Genomic DNA, 15,559 nt, shown 5'->3' with positions numbered 1-15,559 from the left:
CAATATTTTGAGAATTGAGGATGTTTTCAATATGAAAATGCACAGTTTTATGAAAGAAAAACAAGATAATATAAAGTCTGATTCACAATATTTAACTTTGTTATCCCAATGGATAAAATTTGAACAACATAATGAAAATTGGCAAGAAAATGTTCTAACAAAACTTGGATCTTTTCCGCATCTTTTTACCTATGACAAAAATCAGTTAATTGAGGAATTCAATTTATCTGAAAAGGATATAGCGTTTATTTCCCTTATTTATGCAGCAAGCATACGTATTTTGAAATCAGAAATTTATAATAAAAACATTCTACAGTTTAAAAAATATTTAACCGATTATCTAATTGCTTTCTTATCAAGAGAAACGATTGAACATTTCTATATTATTCTTCTCGATAGGAATGCCCATATCATTTCAATCAGTCATCAAGCTTCAGGAACCGTGAGTACCACATCCATCCATATCCGTGAAATAGCGAAATGTGCTCTTAAATTCGATGTTGAATCCTTGATTCTGGTACATAATCATCCCAGTGGAATAGCGTTACCTTCGGAAGCGGATAAAAAGTTAACATATATATTAGTTGAAGCCTTGGAAGCAGTTAATATTGATATCGCCGATCATATAATAATCGGGAATGGTATCTATTTTTCTTTTGTGGAAAGTGGATTGCTTAATCCCCAGAACAAAGAAATGATAATGCCGCTTTAATTCCGAATTCTCCGGGTAAACCATTATATGGAAAATTTATATTGACATGTCCCATTTTTCGACCCGGTTTTGCTTCCTTTTTTCCGTATAAATGTCCTATCATTCGATCATTTTCTAAAATTTTTGGCCAATATTCCAGTGTTTGGGGGCCTATAAGATTTTTCATGATGGTATCCGAATGTCGAGCTATAGGCGGTAAGGGAAGATTTGCGACAGCACGAATATGCATTTCAAATTGGTCAAAGGGACAGGCATTCATTGTCCAATGTCCTGAATTGTGAGGACGGGGTGCTATTTCATTGACAAGAATATTATCCTGATCATCAATGAACATTTCAACTCCCAAGATACCAACAAGTTTGAGAGCCTGAGCTATCTTAACTGCGATCTCTTTGGCTTTATTTTGCAATGCTGAGGTAATTCGGGCTGGTGCGATACTGAGGTCAAGAATTCCATTTTTATGTCGGTTTTCAGTAACATCGAATGTTTGTAATTCATCATGTTCATTCTGAACAACCATCACGCTAATTTCTTTATAAAAGTTTACTTTTTTTTCAGCAATTAGAGGATGAGGATTCAAATTTTTAAAGGATTTTTTGAATTCTTCGTCGGTACGGATAACGGCCTGACCTTTACCATCATATCCCAATCTAGTGGTTTTAAGGATAAAAGGAAATCCCAGTTTTTCTGCCGCATTTATGCCATCTTCTAACTGAAAAATAGAAATCCATTGAGTGGTTGGAATATCATGTTGATTTAAAAAGTCTTTTTCAAGAAACCTGTCTTGGCTGATTTTTAAGACATTGCTGGAAGGATGAACAGGTCGTACAGTGGCAAGATATTCTATTCCTTTTATATTTATATTTTCAAATTCAAATGTTATTACATCAACCTGTTTTGCAAATTGTTTTAAAATTGATTGATCATGATAAGATCCAACCGTAATGCCAGAAGCCACTTGAGCGGCAGGGGCATCCATAATGTCAGATAAAATATGTGTTCTAAATCCAAGACGTGCCGCCGCTACAGCAGACATTCTGCCTAATTGTCCGCCTCCAACGATTCCTATGGTTGAATTAGGTAAGAGCATAAGTTCCTCTTATTAATAATGTATAATTAAAGTGGAGAAATGGCGACAGAATCTGTTTGTGCTTTGCGCCAGAAAACTAAGCGTTGGGCGATTGACTGATCAGCGATGGATAGGATAGATATTGCCAAAAGTGCCGCATTAATGGCCCCAGCTTTTCCGATGGCCAGGGTGCCAACCGGAATACCTGCAGGCATTTGCACAATTGATAACAAACTGTCCTTGCCGTTTAGGGCATGGGTTTGCATTGGTACACCAAGAACTGGCAAATGTGTCCAGGCGGCAACCATACCGGGAAGATGTGCAGCGCCACCTGCGCCTGCAATAATAACCCTGATTCCCCGTTCAACAGCGGATGTTGCATATTCCCTTAATCGATCGGGTGTGCGATGAGCCGATACAATTTTTACTTCATGTGATATATCAAGTTTTTTTAATATATCAGCACTGTGACTCATAATATCCCAGTCCGACTGGCTGCCCATAATAACACCAACAGCAAGGGAGATATTTGATGAAGAGGGATGGGATAATGGCATAATTAATTTAGATCGTCGGATTGATTGTTTTTTTCAGAATAATTGGAAAATATATGATTGATATCTAGCTCTTCTTTCTTTGTTTCTGAGGGGTTAAGGGAAGAGGTATCCGTCTCATCCTTCTCAACACGTCTGTTCGCTTCGGCAACAGCACTGTTTAAATCCATTTGACTGCATAATCCCAGTATGATTGGATCACGTGGTTTAATATTGGCGGAATTCCAATGCTGTTTATCTCTTACCTTGGCAATTGTATCTTTAGTTGTCCCCAAAAGCTTGGCAATTTGCTGATCTAGCAATTGGGGATAGTTTCTTAACAGGAAGGCAATTGCATCAGGACGATCATTTCTCTTTGAAATGGGAGTATATCTTGCGCCTTTTGATCGCTTGACGATTTGCATGCGATTTGCTGATAATTTTAACTTTCGATCTGGATCAGCCTCACAGCGATTAATCTCTTCCTGGGTTAACTGGCCATTAGCAACAGGATCATAGCCAATGATACTTTGAGCTACCTCGCCATCGGCAATTGCCTGGACTTCCAAAGGATGCATGCCACAAAATTCTGCAATTTGATTAAAGGTTAAAGCAGTTTTTTCAATAAGCCATACTGCGGTAGCCTTAGGCATAAGAGGTAAGGTCATGACAATCCTGTATGATAAAAATAGAGTAGAATATTATTAAAAACTTAAAACTGTAAATTTTAAGTTAAAACAATATAGACTATTTTAAAAGCTGTAATTTAGTAATTTTATTTGATTGAGATAAGGGTGATGAAGTCACCCTTACATCAATAAGGTTAATAAAATAATCTAATTATTTAAACCTTTTTTTGTCCGATACCAGCAAAACGCTTGTTAAATTTCGCAACTTGACCTCGTGTATCATTGATACGCTGAACTCCGGTCCATGCAGGATGAGATTTAGGATCTACGTCAAGACGCAATGTATCGCCATTAGAGCCATAACAGGAACGGGTTTTGAATTCAGTACCGTCTGTCATGACGACTGTAATTTCGTGATAATCTGGATGGATATCGTTTTTCATGATTTTCTCTTAACAGATTGTAAAAAAAACTCCGTTAACAGACGGAGAAAGAAAATGTATTTATAGTCATTTTACTGCTCGAAATCAATCTCTTCTTTGTTATTTTTTACTGTTTGACATTTTTTTCTTATTTAAAATTCTTTTTTCAAATATAATTGATGCGTAACTATTTTTTAGAGCAATTGAATGGAAATGAAAATGAGTAATGAAAATATGGCTAAAAAAAGTAGGAGCATTAAATGGATTCATGAATTTGAATCCTTTATCATGCGGGGTAATGTTGTTGATCTAGCTGTGGGTATTATCGTTGGTGCAGCTTTTACAAGTGTAGTTAAAAGTTTGGTGAATGATATTTTCAATCCCATCATTGGTTTGTTTCTAGGTGGTGTCGATTTCAGTAATTTATTTATCACCTTAAAGGGACCTCATGTTAAAACACTGGCCGAGGCACAAAGAATAGGTGCGGTAACTTTAAACTTTGGAGTTTTTCTCAACACGATTATTCAGTTTCTAATTATCGGATTTGTTGTTTTCCTGATTGTCAGAGGGTTGAATGATATCTATAATCGTATCAAGACGCAGCAAGAAGTTAAAGCCGCACAACCAACAAAACAGGAAGTTTTACTGCAGGAAATAAGAGACATTCTTGCAAACAGAAAACAATCCTAGATCAATTTTTGATAAATTGATTACAAGTCTATGGGAACAAAGAAGTTTTAAATGTTTAAGCGATATGTTTTATTAGGATTAACCCTTTTTTTGTTTCCCTTGAGTGCCTGTCAATCACAAGAGAATTCATTAAAGTCATCTGAACACTTAACCCCACATTCCATTGCCTACAATTACATATTTACTCATGGTATGTGTATTGGTTATCTAGGTAGTTTATCTTCTGTTTCATTGACTGATTTCCAGGATATTTTTTTTAAGGATCAAAATGCAAAACATTACGTTATGATGGCATTATCGAAACCGAATAATCATAATTTGAAAAATGCAAAAAATTCTGTGGAAATACTGATACAGTCTTTGAATAAAAATAATATTCGTTAAAAATTGAGCAGTTCTTTTAAACTGCTCATGAAATAATTCTAGGATGATCTTTTGGTTTTTCTTCTCAAGCTTCCCTCTTCCATAAATAGAAGCAGGGGAGCGGCAATGAAGATGGAGGAAGACGTTCCCACAACAATACCAAATAACATTACCCACGCAAAACCGGAAAGAGATGCACCACCGAACAGAGCAAGAGGTAAGGCGGCTAAAAACACGGTAAACGAAGTGGCAAGGGTTCTGCTTAACGTTTCATTAATTGATAGGTCAAGCAATTCTTGAAATGGCATGGAATGATATTTTCTTAGATTTTCCCTTACTCGATCATATACGACAACTTTATCGTTTGTTGAATAGCCTAGAATTGTCAAGATGGCAGCCACCATGACCAGATCGAATTCAAAATGTGTGATTACAAGAAATCCGATTGTTTTTGTTAAATCAAGAAGCAAGGTTATAATGGCGCTAAGTGCAAATTCCCATTCAAATCGAAACCAGATATAAATCATAATCATAAAAAGACTGATTCCAAGTGCCAAAAGCCCATTTCTGAATAATTCAGAGGAAACAGAGGCACCAACAGCATCGGCTCGTATAATTTTTGTACCAGTTTCATAATTTGTAACGGCTGATCTGACTTTGCTGATCAATATCTGGGTTGCATCGCCATTATTTTCTTTGGGTGCGTCAAGCCGGATCAGGACATTATTTTTCCCACCAAATTGTTGTAATCCAGCTGCTGTAATGTCGGCATCAGATAAAAATTTGCGCAATTTGCTAAAATCAGCAGGTTCAGGAGTTTGCGCTTCAACCACAATACCGCCACGGAAATCCAGTCCCAATGTCAAGCCGGGATGAAAGAAAAGAATAATTGATGCAATAGATAAAACCGCTGATGTTATCAGGCCGGCAAAGCGTCCACGCATAAAATGAATTTTTGTGCCATGTGGGACGAGATGTAATAAAGGACGACCAAGCATATTCTTTCTTTCAAATCGGAAGTTCTTTAGGGCGGGTGACAGCATACCAGCGAATTGTCAGCATCCAGGAGAGGCATAAGGTGGTGAAAAGGGTCGTAACAATACCAATGGTGATAGTCAATGCAAATCCCTTGACCGCACCCGTTCCAAATATGAATAACATGACGTGTGCAATGAAAGCGGTGACGTTACTGTCGATGATTGTATTGAGAGCACGATCAAATCCAGTTTGTAAAGCGTTAAGGGGCGTACGGCCATTACGTGTTTCTTCGCGAATGCGTTCATTGATAAGAATATTTGCGTCAACTGCCATTCCAAGGGTTAGAAGCATTCCCGCCATACCTGGCAAGGTTAGTGTCGCTTCGAAAAGAGATAAAATGGCACTCATCAATACGAGATTTGCAAATAAAGCGATGTTCGCATAGAGACCAAAACGACCATAAAATAGAAGCATAAAAATAATCACAAGGACAAAACCGCTTACCAGACTCAATCCTCCAGCCCTGATAGCATCAGCCCCCAGTGATGGACCAATTGAACGTTCTTCCATCACTTTTAGCGGAGCAGGCAAGGCACCTGCTCGTAAAAGTAAGGCAAGATCAGTGGCTTTTTGCGCATCAAATCCGCCTGTAATTTGACCATTCCCGCCTGTGATTGGAGTCCGAATGACAGGTGCCTCTATAACCTTATTATCCAACACTATAGCGAAACGTTTGTTGATATTGACACGGGTAACATTTGCGAAAGATTGTGCGCCTGCATTGTCAAAACTGAAATTTACTGCATATTCGCCACTTTGCTGATCAAATCCAGCACTTGCTCCTGTTAGGTCGGCACCGTCAACTTCAATATGATCACGTATTGGTAATTTTTCATTTTCATTTCCAGCTATTGGGAGAAATGTTACACCAGGTGGAGGTAGGTTTGGGTTTGCATTTTCATCCAATAAGTGAAATGTCATTTTAGCTGTTGTACCAAGTAATTGCTTAATCCGGTTCGGATCACTGACGCCCGGTAGCTGAACAATGATTCTGTCTGTACCCTGACGGGTTATGGATGGATCGACAGCACCTGTTGCATCGATACGTTTGCGAACAATTTCAATGGATTGAGTTACCGCCTCGCTTGCGCGGTGCTGCATTGCATCAGTTGAAAGTTCCATTCTAATTTGATCATTGTTATTACTAACCTCAAATTCATTGGGAACCGCTTTTGGCATTGATCTCAATGCAGATAAAACACCCTCTTTTTCACTTGGATCACGCAAATTAAAAACAATGGTATGATCTTTGGGAACCATATGTAAATTGCGATAACCTAGATTTTTGGAAATAAGGGTTTGCCGAACATTGTCATTCAACGTCTGTAAACGGTTTTTGCTGATGGTCTCCACATCCACCTGCATCAGTAAATAGGATCCTCCTTTTAAATCAAGGCCAAGATGGATCTGATGCCAAGGTATCTTAAAAGATGGATGTTTAACAAAATTGGGTAAACATAATAATAGCCCCATGAAACAAGTGGCGAAAACCAGGGCAAGTTTTGTTCGACTGTAATACATCATCGCAGTAACGACTAAATCCTTTTTGTCCCGATGGACTGAAAATGGTTAAAGGGAACGTTTAACAACAGGGTCGTTGTCATGTTATTCGATGCAATATGTTTTGGTTATAATACTATTATATGGCAAGGTATATATAGCATTATAAATAAAAACAATGTTTAAATACGTTTAAGAATATTTTATTTTCTATCCAAATTTAAGAAAAATTGTAAGTTTAAATTTAATATAAAGCGAGAAAACAAATGGCAGAACAGTCGATTTTGCGTGTGGGTATTGCTGGGGCGGGATATTTTGGTCGTTTTCATGCTTTAAAATCTTTTAAAGCAGAGCGTGAAAATCTGATCGGTATCTATGATCCAGTAATTGGCAATGCAATAAAAGTTGGAAAAGAAGCCGGTAATGTTCCCTATATGCCACTTGACCAGCTGTTACAATCTTGTGATGCCTTGATTATTGCCGCACCTGCCGAATTTCATTATGAATTGGCCCTTGTGGCCCTTGAAAAAGGTAGGCATGTTCTAATAGAAAAACCGATTGCCTCAACGCTTGATCAGGCTGATCATCTCATTGATCTGGCAAATAGTCGTGGACTTGTCTTGCAAGTTGGACATCTTTTACGTTATTCAGCGGAACAGAAAGTTATACATGAACGTATAAAGAAGCCTTTATATATTGAAACCATGCGAATTGCACCTTTCAAGCCGAGAGGGGTTGATGTTTCTGTTATTCTTGATCTAATGATCCATGATCTCGATCTTGTTCTTGCTATCGTACCATCTCATATACGAAAAGTGGATGCGTTGGGTGCATCCGTGACATCAGAATTCGAAGACATAGCAAATGCTCGGGTTACTTTTGAAAATGGATGCGTTGCGACCATTGCAGCCAGTCGTATTTCCTTAAAAACTGAGCGTAAAATGCGAATTTTTTCCGAAGAAGGGTATTTATCGGCTGATTTTATGGAAAATCAATTGGTCATGATTGGAAAAGAAAAGGGTATGCCTTTACCTGGTACCAATGGATTTAGAAGAGAAGTGGTGAAATGGAAAGATCATGATAATATCGAGGCTGAGCATCATGCTTTTGTAAAATCCTGTCTTGATGGAATACCAGTTCTCGTGGATGGGGTTGCGGGGCGAAGGGCTTTGAATGCAGCATTGACGGTGATCAAAAGTATAAAAGAATCAAGAGAGCGAATGCAGGTTTCTGGATTATTGAATTCTAAAACAAATAGCTTTTAATATTAATATATATATTTAATTTGATAATTATAGGCAATTTATCAATTTTTTAATGATGACAATGAAAAATTAGCAGGAGAATCCATTAAATCAAGTTATCGAAAATATTTTTATTTCGATAACTTGATTTAATGTAAAAAATTATTGAAGCGCCTTTTTTATTTGTAATGCTAGCGCAGGATTCCACATTGCGCCGGTTGCACTCATGACAGCATCAGCACCCAGGGAAAGATATGTTCGATAATGTTCAGGACTATTGACTCCCCCAACACCTATAATGACAAATTTTTCATTATGATTGGCTCTCCATTCATATAGCCGGGAAACCATTTCTTCACCGGCCCAACGAATTGCATCACCACAAACTCCTCCTGTTGGACGGTCCTCTCCCAAAGCCTGTTTACCTTGAGAGGTCACAGGTCTTGCCGAAAGGGTGTTGATTGCGCAGAAGCCGTCAACGATAGGAGCCAATCTTTCAAGAAAAGAATAAAGAAGTTTGTTATCTTTAAAATAAGCCAATTTAAGCATCAATGGTTTATCTGGTACGGCATTCTTGATCGCGTGGGCAATTCGTTCAACCTTATCAATATCAAAACATAAAAGGTTATTTACCCTTTCATTGGGACAGCTCAAATTTGCCTCTAGAAGGGGAACACCTGTCTCATCGACCAAACGGGCCGCTTCTGCATAATTTTCCTCGATATGATTGGTAACACCCAATGTGCCCTGGAAACTGCCGATTACAACCTGTCCCGGTTTTGCATAATTAACTGCGTCCTCCATGTCAGGTTGCCATATATCTGGATCAAAAGAGGGGACACCAAAAGAGTTTGTTATGGATAAAGGCAAATCATAATTTTGATCAGCTAATACTGTATCAACATTTTCTGAAAGTCTATGTTCCGGATGGACAGCTAAGACATTGGGAAGGGGATGGCATTTATATTTTTTTGTTCTGACCGTCTTATAGACGCACAAATCATATCCCCAGTCCAGTGCCGCCTTTACATATTTGCCATTGAGTAAAGGTCCGGCGGGAATACCGAATGGTAGATTAATCTTATTTCCCAGAAAATGAACAGAAGGTTGGTTTACAATAGAAATTTCCGGTTTTTGTGTAAAATCTCCAAAAGGGCCTTTCTGGTAGTTTTCCTCATAACTTAACATTGGATTGTAAAATGGATGGTTATGATATTCCATGAACAGGGTTCCTCCTTATGATTATACGTGATTTTCAAATTGTTGATATTTAAAGCCGGAAGTTGCTTGATATTTCATGTCATTCCTATAACATATTACAAAATATATGGCAGTCATGACAGACAATTCAATCAGGTAAAACAAATAATTTAAAATTACAGGATTTACTGATTAGATGAATTACTTAATTCATCATTTGACTTCAAATTCTCCTGCAAGATTTCCAATTCAAGCCATCTTTCCTCAAGTTTTTCTTGTTCTTTTTGTTTATCCAGTAATTGCCGTGTGAATTTTTCAAATAAATCAGGGTCTTCCTGATATAATCCTGGATCATTGAGAAGTTGATTCAGCTGCATTATAGAGATTTGAAGTTTCTGAAGCTTTTCTGGTAAATGATCCAGTTCATACTGGTCTTTGTATGAAAGTTTTTTAGGTTTTGGTTTAATGGGTATTTTTGAATATGTTGATTTTTGCGATTTATTTTGTGTTTTCCTGATAAGATTTTCCTGTTTATATTCACGAAGTGCCATCATGTCAGAATATCCACCGGCATATTCTGTCCAGATACCATCACCTTCAGCTACAAGAACTGAAGTGGCAATTCGATCAAGAAAATCTCGATCATGACTGACCAGAATAAGGGTCCCTTTATAAGTGGACAACACTTCCTGTAACAAATCAAGCGTTTCCAAATCAAAATCATTCGTAGGTTCATCCAGAATCATCAGGTTTGAAGGTTGGCTCAAAGCACAAGCAAGCAATAATCGAGCTTTTTCTCCACCAGATAAAACCTTTACGGGTGTTTTTGCTTGTTCTGGTTGAAAAAGATACTGTTTCATATATCCGATAACGTGTTTTTTTTCCCCTCCGACATCTACATAATCTCCACGTCCACGTGTCAGCGTTTCTGCCAATGTTTTTTCAGGATCAAGAATCTGTCTGTGTTGATCTAGATAATTGATCTCAAGTTTGCTTCCAAGTTTGATTTCTCCCTGATCAGGCTGTTCCTGCTCTGTCAATAATTTCAGCAACGTACTTTTGCCGGCACCATTTGGACCAATAATGCCAAGCCGATCTCCACGTACAATACGTAAATTTAAATTATTTATGATTGTTCTTGAATTATAGGATTTGGTTATGTTTTTTGCATCTATGACAATTTTACCGGAATTTTCTGCATCACTTGATTGTAGGGTGTCCAAGGAAGGATTCTGTATATGGTTTTTTCTTTTTAGACGAAGTTCTGAAAGTTCCGCCATTCGTCTAACATTACGTTTGCGTCGGGCGGTAACGCCGTAACGCACCCAATCCTCCTCTCTTGCAATTTGACGATTTAACTTATGATACTCCAGCGCTTCCTGTTCGAAAAAATTCTCCCTCCATAATTCAAATTCGGAAAATCTCATGGAAAGTTGCCTTGCCTGTCCTCTATCCAGCCAGATAATGCCTTTTGCCATATTATCCAGAAATCGACGGTCATGGCTGATCACTAAAACCGCAGAAGATAAAGATTTTAATTCAGATTCCAGCCATTCTATTGTTGGAAGATCCAAATGATTTGTGGGTTCATCCAACAGTAATAGATCTGGTCTTGGAGCTAAAACCTTGGCCAGTGCACAGCGTCTTGTTTCACCCCCTGATAGATGTGCAGGATTTTCATTACCAGTTAATCCCAGTGCCTCAAGCAGAATTCGCCCACGAAAATGATCATCCGGACTGGGTAATTCTGAACAAACATAATCAATGGTTTTTGTGAAATAAGAAAGATCAGGTTCTTGGGATAGGCATTGAATGTTAGTGCCAGGCTGTATAAAAAGATTTCCTGAATCTCTATTTTTCAATCCTATTATAATTTTGAATAAGGTGGATTTCCCTGATCCATTTCTACCGACCAGACATAATTTTTCATTATTTGCAATATTGAAATTCAGGTCGGTAAAAAGGGGGTGACCTCCAAAACTGTAAGAGAGATTTTGTATAAGCAAAAGTGGAGATGACATATAATGAGATAATGTGGTTAACAGAGTGTTTGCTATATAAGAAAATTTGTATATTAGAACATATTTATTAAATATGAAGATGTAAATATTTTTATTAAATAGACAAAATTTTGAAAATAAATTGATTTTGTTTTTAAAAATTTGGGAATAAATAAAATTACTGAAATTTTGAATAATCTGATAATTTTTTTATTTTACTTTTTAAATTGTAAATTACCCAGATTGAATTGCCAATGCATCTTTTTATCGTGATAAAGAGTGGATTATATGCCTGATAAAAAAACAAAAATTAAAAACTGGACAAGATTACAAACGAAAATTGGCAAAAAGGCAATTTTCCCTCTTGTAATTTTAGGATTGCTTTCAAGCTTGATTGCTGTCGGTATGGCATGGGTGATTGCTGAAATTATCGGAAAAATCTTGGTTCCATCCATACCAATACAATTTCCAATTTCAATACTGATATTATTTTATCTGTTACTATCGCTTCTCAAAGGATGCGTATTTTTTTTGGAAGGTGACTTTACGATCAAAATCGGTCTTAAAGCACGGCATCGCCTACGTAATTTGATTATCAATCATATTATGCAAATCGGTCCTTCGATATTAAGGCGACAATCAAGTGGCGCTTTGACAGCATTGGCGGTTGATCAGGTTGAATCTTTGGATGGTTATTTTTCACGATGGTTGCCGGCATCGGTTTTATGGATTGCCTCACCACTACTTATTCTTTTTTTTGTGTATTTGGTTCAACCATGGTCAGCGTTGATTATGGGTTTATGTGGTTTGATGGTTCCTATTGCACAGGCAATTTTTGGAATTGGAGCAGCCATGGCTGCAAGAAAGCAATTTTTGGCAATGACCCGTTTGCAGGCTCAATTTCTTGATAGAGTAAGAGGGATTGCAACGATTGTATTGGCTGGTCGATCAGATGACATGGCCAATAGACTTGCATTATCAGCAGATGAATTGCGTAAGAGAACGATGAAAATATTACGGGTTGCATTCTTGTCGTCTGCCTCTATTGATTGTGCGATGATTATCGCGATTATTCTGGTAGTGTTGATGGATGGAAGTCAATTTGTCCAAATTCATTCAATACAATCTATTCCTGTCACGCATATTCTCTTTACTTTATTGATTATTCCGGATTTTTTTGGTCCTCTACGCAGTTTGGCTCTGGCCTATCAGGACAGGGCACGACTTGGCGGAACGGCTGCATCTATCGTTGAATTGCCTGTCAAAAATGAATTTTCAACCAATGTAAAGGATATTCCTTTCAATGATAAAGTGGAAATAAGCTTTAAAAATGTTTCCTATCATTGGGACGCTCAAAGAGGTCGTATATTACATTCCCTGAATTTCGACATCAAGGCAGGGGAAAGAGCTTTATTGATAGGTCAGTCTGGTGCAGGAAAATCAACCATTATCGAAATGATTCTCGGATTTATAAAGCCGAATGAGGGGCAGGTTTTGGTAAATGGATTGGATATTACCGAATATTCGGCTGCTTCATTGTCAAAATTAATGGCATGGATCGGACAAAAACCTGTTATTTTTTGCGGTACTATTCGTGAGAATATTATGTTTGCCAGACCCTCCGCAACCGAGCAAGAATTTCAACAAGCCATTGAAGCGGCGGCGATAGATCGATATTTGTTAGATTTACCGCATGGGCTTGATACGGTAATTGGTGAAAACGGTTATGGGTTATCGGGTGGTCAGGCCCAAAGAATTGCTATTGCACGAGCATATCTGAAAAACGCTCCATTATTATTGCTTGACGAACCTACAGCTCATCTTGATCCCGAAACGGAGAGGGATATCTTTAATCAATTGTTGAAACTGACTGAAAATAGAACAGTCATTATGGCCACCCATTCGGAACAGGGGCAAAAATTGCCTGGTATACACATCAATTTAAATCATGGATTTATAATTTCCTGTCAGAAGGAAGGATAATATGCAAAATATTCAAGATATTACCAGATCTGAAAAATCCTCCGTGACGGCAGCGTTTAAAACAATATTTTCGATATGGTATAAACGGTTGCCCGCTTTACTTTTTGGAATTTTTATCTCCTTGATAGCCGTATTATTGGGATTGGCTTTAATGAGCTTTGCCGGGGGCAAGGTTGCCTTGACAGCTATGGGTGCAATCATAACCAGCTCGCTGTTTTTAAAAATCGTCGGGGTTTCCCGCATGATTATGCGATATGTGGAAAGATTGTTTACCCATAATGCCATGTTTCATGCTTTAGCAGACTTAAGGATATGGTTTTTCCATACACTTGCTATGGGAAGTGCGGCAGGATTGGGTTTCCGTCATAGTGGGGATATATTATCCCGATTGGTTTCTGATATTGAAACATTGGACGGATTATATTTGCGTCTTATTTTACCGTTTTTCGGTTCCATATTGACATCATTTGTGCTTTTTACAGTTATAGCCCACTATAATTTGGCATTGGCTGTATCTATCGTGATTTGTTATGGAATTTCTGCATTTTTATGCCCATTTGGTGCGGGCTTCATAACCCGGAAAAGAGGGAAAAAACTTGTTCAGGGTACGGCACAGCTGAGAATAACAGTTCTGGATTTTATTCATGGTTTAAGGGAAATAAGAGCCTTTGGAGCAGAACATCGAGTTTCCATATTAATGAAAAAAAACGAGAATGAACTTTTTGATCAACAATATATTCAGGCAAGGGAAGTAGCGTTAATAGGAGTCATCGCATATTTTTTTGGTCAAGTTGCTGTTTTATTTGTATTGATGAGCGGATTGAACATTGGTTTTCATGGATTGAACGCTTTTCACACGGTTTTCTGTCTTTTTCTGACTATTACAGCATTTGAATTGGTCGTTCCTTTGAGCAAGGCAGGAGGTTTGGCAGGTCAAATCGTCAATGCCGCCATAAGAGTTGTGAATATTAATGACAATAAAAAAGTTGAAGACAATTCTAAATCTGGTAAAGTTCCACCTGAAACCGGGGATATCAAGTTTCGGGATGTATCGTTTCGTTGGGGAGAGTCACAACCATGGCTTTATCAGAATTTGAACCTGACGATTGCACAAGGAAAAAAAATTGCCATTATAGGATCATCCGGTGTGGGAAAATCCACTCTGGCGGCCTTGTTATTAAAGGTCATTCAGCCAATAAAGGGCTCAATAACATTGGCTGATCAAAATCTTGACTGGTTTGATAATGAATCAGTCCGCAAACGAATAGCATGGCTTTCTCAAAACACCCATTTATTTGATGATACAATTCGTCAGAATCTTTTGCTTGGGAACCCTGATGCGACAGAGGAAGATTTGTGGCAAGCCCTTTCTGATGCTGCAGTGGCAAATGTTGTTCGTGAAATGCCGGATGCACTGGATACCTGGCTTGGAGAGGGTGGTGTAAAGGTTTCCGGAGGACAGGGAAGAAGGATTGCATTGGCACGTACATTGTTACTAAAAGCCCCGATTTTACTTTTGGATGAACCAACATCAGGATTAGACGGTGATACTGAAAAAGCGTTTTTTCAAACCCTAAATCAGATAACAGGCAACCGAACGGTGATTTTGATAATGCACCGTTTAACGGGTGTTGAAAACATAGATGAGGTATGGCGGTTATCTAATGGACAACTAGTTGCGGAATAAAAGAAAATTATATATTTTATTACTTGTTGATATTATATATTGATTTGAAAATGTTGCCTTGAAAGAAAGTAATTAAATGCGTCGATTTGTTCCTGTTTTACTAGCATCCATTTTGTTGGGGGCATGTTCCCAATCCGGTTCTTTAACGCAAAAGAATGACAGAACCTATGTTGTATTTTTTCCATTTGCTTCCACGGATCTGGATGATTCGGCTAACAAAACCATTTCTCAAGCTGCTACTTATGCGAAAAAATTTCCTGAAAAACAGGTTTATGTCAAAGGTTATGCAGCAATTTATGGCGATTTATCCAAAGATGAAATGATGGCAATTCAGCGTGCCAAAATTGTTGCACAAAAGGTTGTGGATGATGGAGTTCTGTCAAACCGTGTTCATGATATTCCCCGTCCGCCAGAAAATCGTAAAAGTCAAGTGGCGGCAAGACGTGTGGAAATTATAGTTCAATAAATTCTATCTGGATAATCTTTTTT

General features: G+C 37.9%; 15 protein-coding genes. 7 read left to right on the top strand and 8 right to left on the bottom strand.

Translation table 11 applies throughout. The annotated features are described in order from the left end of the window. The first annotated feature begins 37 nt into the window (after window positions 1-37). Window positions 38-712 (top strand): RadC family protein, encoded by a 675-nt coding sequence (locus tag H3T46_RS02290; protein WP_232350049.1) that lies wholly within the window; start codon window positions 38-40, stop codon window positions 710-712. Here the strand turns inward: H3T46_RS02290 and H3T46_RS02285 are convergent. The 4 genes from H3T46_RS02285 to rpmE form a co-directional block, all read right to left on the bottom strand. Next, the gene (locus H3T46_RS02285; protein ID WP_198197300.1) at window positions 675-1,802 is read right to left on the bottom strand and encodes a 5-(carboxyamino)imidazole ribonucleotide synthase; all 1,128 of its coding nucleotides are present in this window, start codon (window positions 1,800-1,802) and stop codon (window positions 675-677) included. The genes H3T46_RS02290 and H3T46_RS02285 overlap by 38 nt on opposite strands. A gap of 26 nt (window positions 1,803-1,828) precedes the next feature. Further along, window positions 1,829-2,338, bottom strand: coding sequence for a 5-(carboxyamino)imidazole ribonucleotide mutase (gene purE, locus H3T46_RS02280; protein ID WP_198197299.1), 510 nt, complete (start codon window positions 2,336-2,338; stop codon window positions 1,829-1,831). A gap of 2 nt (window positions 2,339-2,340) precedes the next feature. Beyond that, window positions 2,341-2,982: a DUF1013 domain-containing protein gene (locus H3T46_RS02275; protein WP_198197298.1), complete on the bottom strand. Its 642-nt coding sequence runs from the start codon at window positions 2,980-2,982 to the stop codon at window positions 2,341-2,343. A 176-nt stretch (window positions 2,983-3,158) separates the two neighbouring features. Beyond that, window positions 3,159-3,386, bottom strand: a complete 228-nt coding sequence (gene rpmE, locus H3T46_RS02270; protein ID WP_110438117.1) for a 50S ribosomal protein L31 — start codon at window positions 3,384-3,386, stop codon at window positions 3,159-3,161. A gap of 198 nt (window positions 3,387-3,584) precedes the next feature. On the opposite strand from rpmE, the gene mscL reads away from it, so the two are divergent. Then, a complete protein-coding gene (mscL, locus tag H3T46_RS02265; RefSeq protein WP_230880500.1) occupies window positions 3,585-4,055 on the top strand; it encodes a large-conductance mechanosensitive channel protein MscL in 471 nt (156 codons plus the stop codon). Between the two features lie 51 nt (window positions 4,056-4,106). Then, entirely contained in the window at window positions 4,107-4,439 is a 333-nt protein-coding gene (locus tag H3T46_RS02260; protein ID WP_198197297.1) for a hypothetical protein, read from the top strand. A 38-nt stretch (window positions 4,440-4,477) separates the two neighbouring features. On the opposite strand, the gene secF is transcribed toward H3T46_RS02260, so the two are convergent. Beyond that, on the bottom strand, window positions 4,478-5,416 hold the full coding sequence (secF, locus tag H3T46_RS02255) for a protein translocase subunit SecF (RefSeq protein ID WP_198197296.1): 939 nt from the start codon (window positions 5,414-5,416) through the stop codon (window positions 4,478-4,480). Window positions 5,417-5,426: 10 nt separating this feature from the next. Beyond that, on the bottom strand, window positions 5,427-6,980 hold the full coding sequence (gene secD, locus H3T46_RS02250; RefSeq protein ID WP_198197295.1) for a protein translocase subunit SecD: 1,554 nt from the start codon (window positions 6,978-6,980) through the stop codon (window positions 5,427-5,429). A gap of 242 nt (window positions 6,981-7,222) precedes the next feature. On the opposite strand from secD, the gene H3T46_RS02245 reads away from it, so the two are divergent. Then, window positions 7,223-8,221: a Gfo/Idh/MocA family protein gene (locus H3T46_RS02245; protein ID WP_198197294.1), complete on the top strand. Its 999-nt coding sequence runs from the start codon at window positions 7,223-7,225 to the stop codon at window positions 8,219-8,221. 141 nt (window positions 8,222-8,362) lie between these two features. Here H3T46_RS02245 and H3T46_RS02240 read toward each other — a convergent pair whose 3' ends face one another. Both H3T46_RS02240 and H3T46_RS02235 read right to left on the bottom strand, forming a co-directional pair. Then, window positions 8,363-9,421, bottom strand: a complete 1,059-nt coding sequence (locus H3T46_RS02240) for a tRNA-dihydrouridine synthase (protein WP_198197293.1) — start codon at window positions 9,419-9,421, stop codon at window positions 8,363-8,365. A gap of 164 nt (window positions 9,422-9,585) precedes the next feature. Beyond that, complete coding sequence (locus H3T46_RS02235) at window positions 9,586-11,421, bottom strand: ABC-F family ATP-binding cassette domain-containing protein (RefSeq protein ID WP_198197292.1); 1,836 nt, start codon at window positions 11,419-11,421, stop codon at window positions 9,586-9,588. A 267-nt stretch (window positions 11,422-11,688) separates the two neighbouring features. Between H3T46_RS02235 and cydD the strand changes: the two genes are divergently transcribed. The 3 genes from cydD to H3T46_RS02220 all read left to right on the top strand — a co-directional run bounded on the left by cydD (window position 11,689) and on the right by H3T46_RS02220 (window position 15,536). Then, window positions 11,689-13,383: a thiol reductant ABC exporter subunit CydD gene (gene cydD / locus H3T46_RS02230; protein WP_155568192.1), complete on the top strand. Its 1,695-nt coding sequence runs from the start codon at window positions 11,689-11,691 to the stop codon at window positions 13,381-13,383. A 1-nt stretch (window position 13,384) separates the two neighbouring features. Next, a complete protein-coding gene (gene cydC, locus H3T46_RS02225) occupies window positions 13,385-15,070 on the top strand; it encodes a thiol reductant ABC exporter subunit CydC (protein ID WP_198197291.1) in 1,686 nt (561 codons plus the stop codon). Between the two features lie 76 nt (window positions 15,071-15,146). Beyond that, window positions 15,147-15,536, top strand: coding sequence for an OmpA family protein (locus tag H3T46_RS02220; RefSeq protein WP_122123676.1), 390 nt, complete (start codon window positions 15,147-15,149; stop codon window positions 15,534-15,536). Window positions 15,537-15,559 lie beyond the last annotated feature (23 nt).

It is taken from the genome of Commensalibacter sp. M0133, assembly GCF_016101485.1.
Taxonomy (GTDB): Bacteria; Pseudomonadota; Alphaproteobacteria; order Acetobacterales; family Acetobacteraceae; genus Commensalibacter; species Commensalibacter melissae.
This window is presented reverse-complemented; position numbering and strand designations above follow the sequence as displayed.

Bases quoted from the DNA above. Each gene is read 5' to 3' on its own strand.
- H3T46_RS02290 (WP_232350049.1), top strand. From the start codon at position 38: ATGCACAGTTTTATGAAAGAAAAACAAGATAATATAAAGTCTGATTCA.
- H3T46_RS02285 (WP_198197300.1), bottom strand. From the start codon at position 1,802: ATGCTCTTACCTAATTCAACCATAGGAATCGTTGGAGGCGGACAATTA.
- purE (WP_198197299.1), bottom strand. From the start codon at position 2,338: ATGCCATTATCCCATCCCTCTTCATCAAATATCTCCCTTGCTGTTGGT.
- H3T46_RS02275 (WP_198197298.1), bottom strand. From the start codon at position 2,982: ATGACCTTACCTCTTATGCCTAAGGCTACCGCAGTATGGCTTATTGAA.
- rpmE (WP_110438117.1), bottom strand. From the start codon at position 3,386: ATGAAAAACGATATCCATCCAGATTATCACGAAATTACAGTCGTCATG.
- mscL (WP_230880500.1), top strand. From the start codon at position 3,585: ATGAGTAATGAAAATATGGCTAAAAAAAGTAGGAGCATTAAATGGATT.
- H3T46_RS02260 (WP_198197297.1), top strand. From the start codon at position 4,107: ATGTTTAAGCGATATGTTTTATTAGGATTAACCCTTTTTTTGTTTCCC.
- secF (WP_198197296.1), bottom strand. From the start codon at position 5,416: ATGCTTGGTCGTCCTTTATTACATCTCGTCCCACATGGCACAAAAATT.
- secD (WP_198197295.1), bottom strand. From the start codon at position 6,980: ATGATGTATTACAGTCGAACAAAACTTGCCCTGGTTTTCGCCACTTGT.
- H3T46_RS02245 (WP_198197294.1), top strand. From the start codon at position 7,223: ATGGCAGAACAGTCGATTTTGCGTGTGGGTATTGCTGGGGCGGGATAT.
- H3T46_RS02240 (WP_198197293.1), bottom strand. From the start codon at position 9,421: ATGGAATATCATAACCATCCATTTTACAATCCAATGTTAAGTTATGAG.
- H3T46_RS02235 (WP_198197292.1), bottom strand. From the start codon at position 11,421: ATGTCATCTCCACTTTTGCTTATACAAAATCTCTCTTACAGTTTTGGA.
- cydD (WP_155568192.1), top strand. From the start codon at position 11,689: ATGCCTGATAAAAAAACAAAAATTAAAAACTGGACAAGATTACAAACG.
- cydC (WP_198197291.1), top strand. From the start codon at position 13,385: ATGCAAAATATTCAAGATATTACCAGATCTGAAAAATCCTCCGTGACG.
- H3T46_RS02220 (WP_122123676.1), top strand. From the start codon at position 15,147: ATGCGTCGATTTGTTCCTGTTTTACTAGCATCCATTTTGTTGGGGGCA.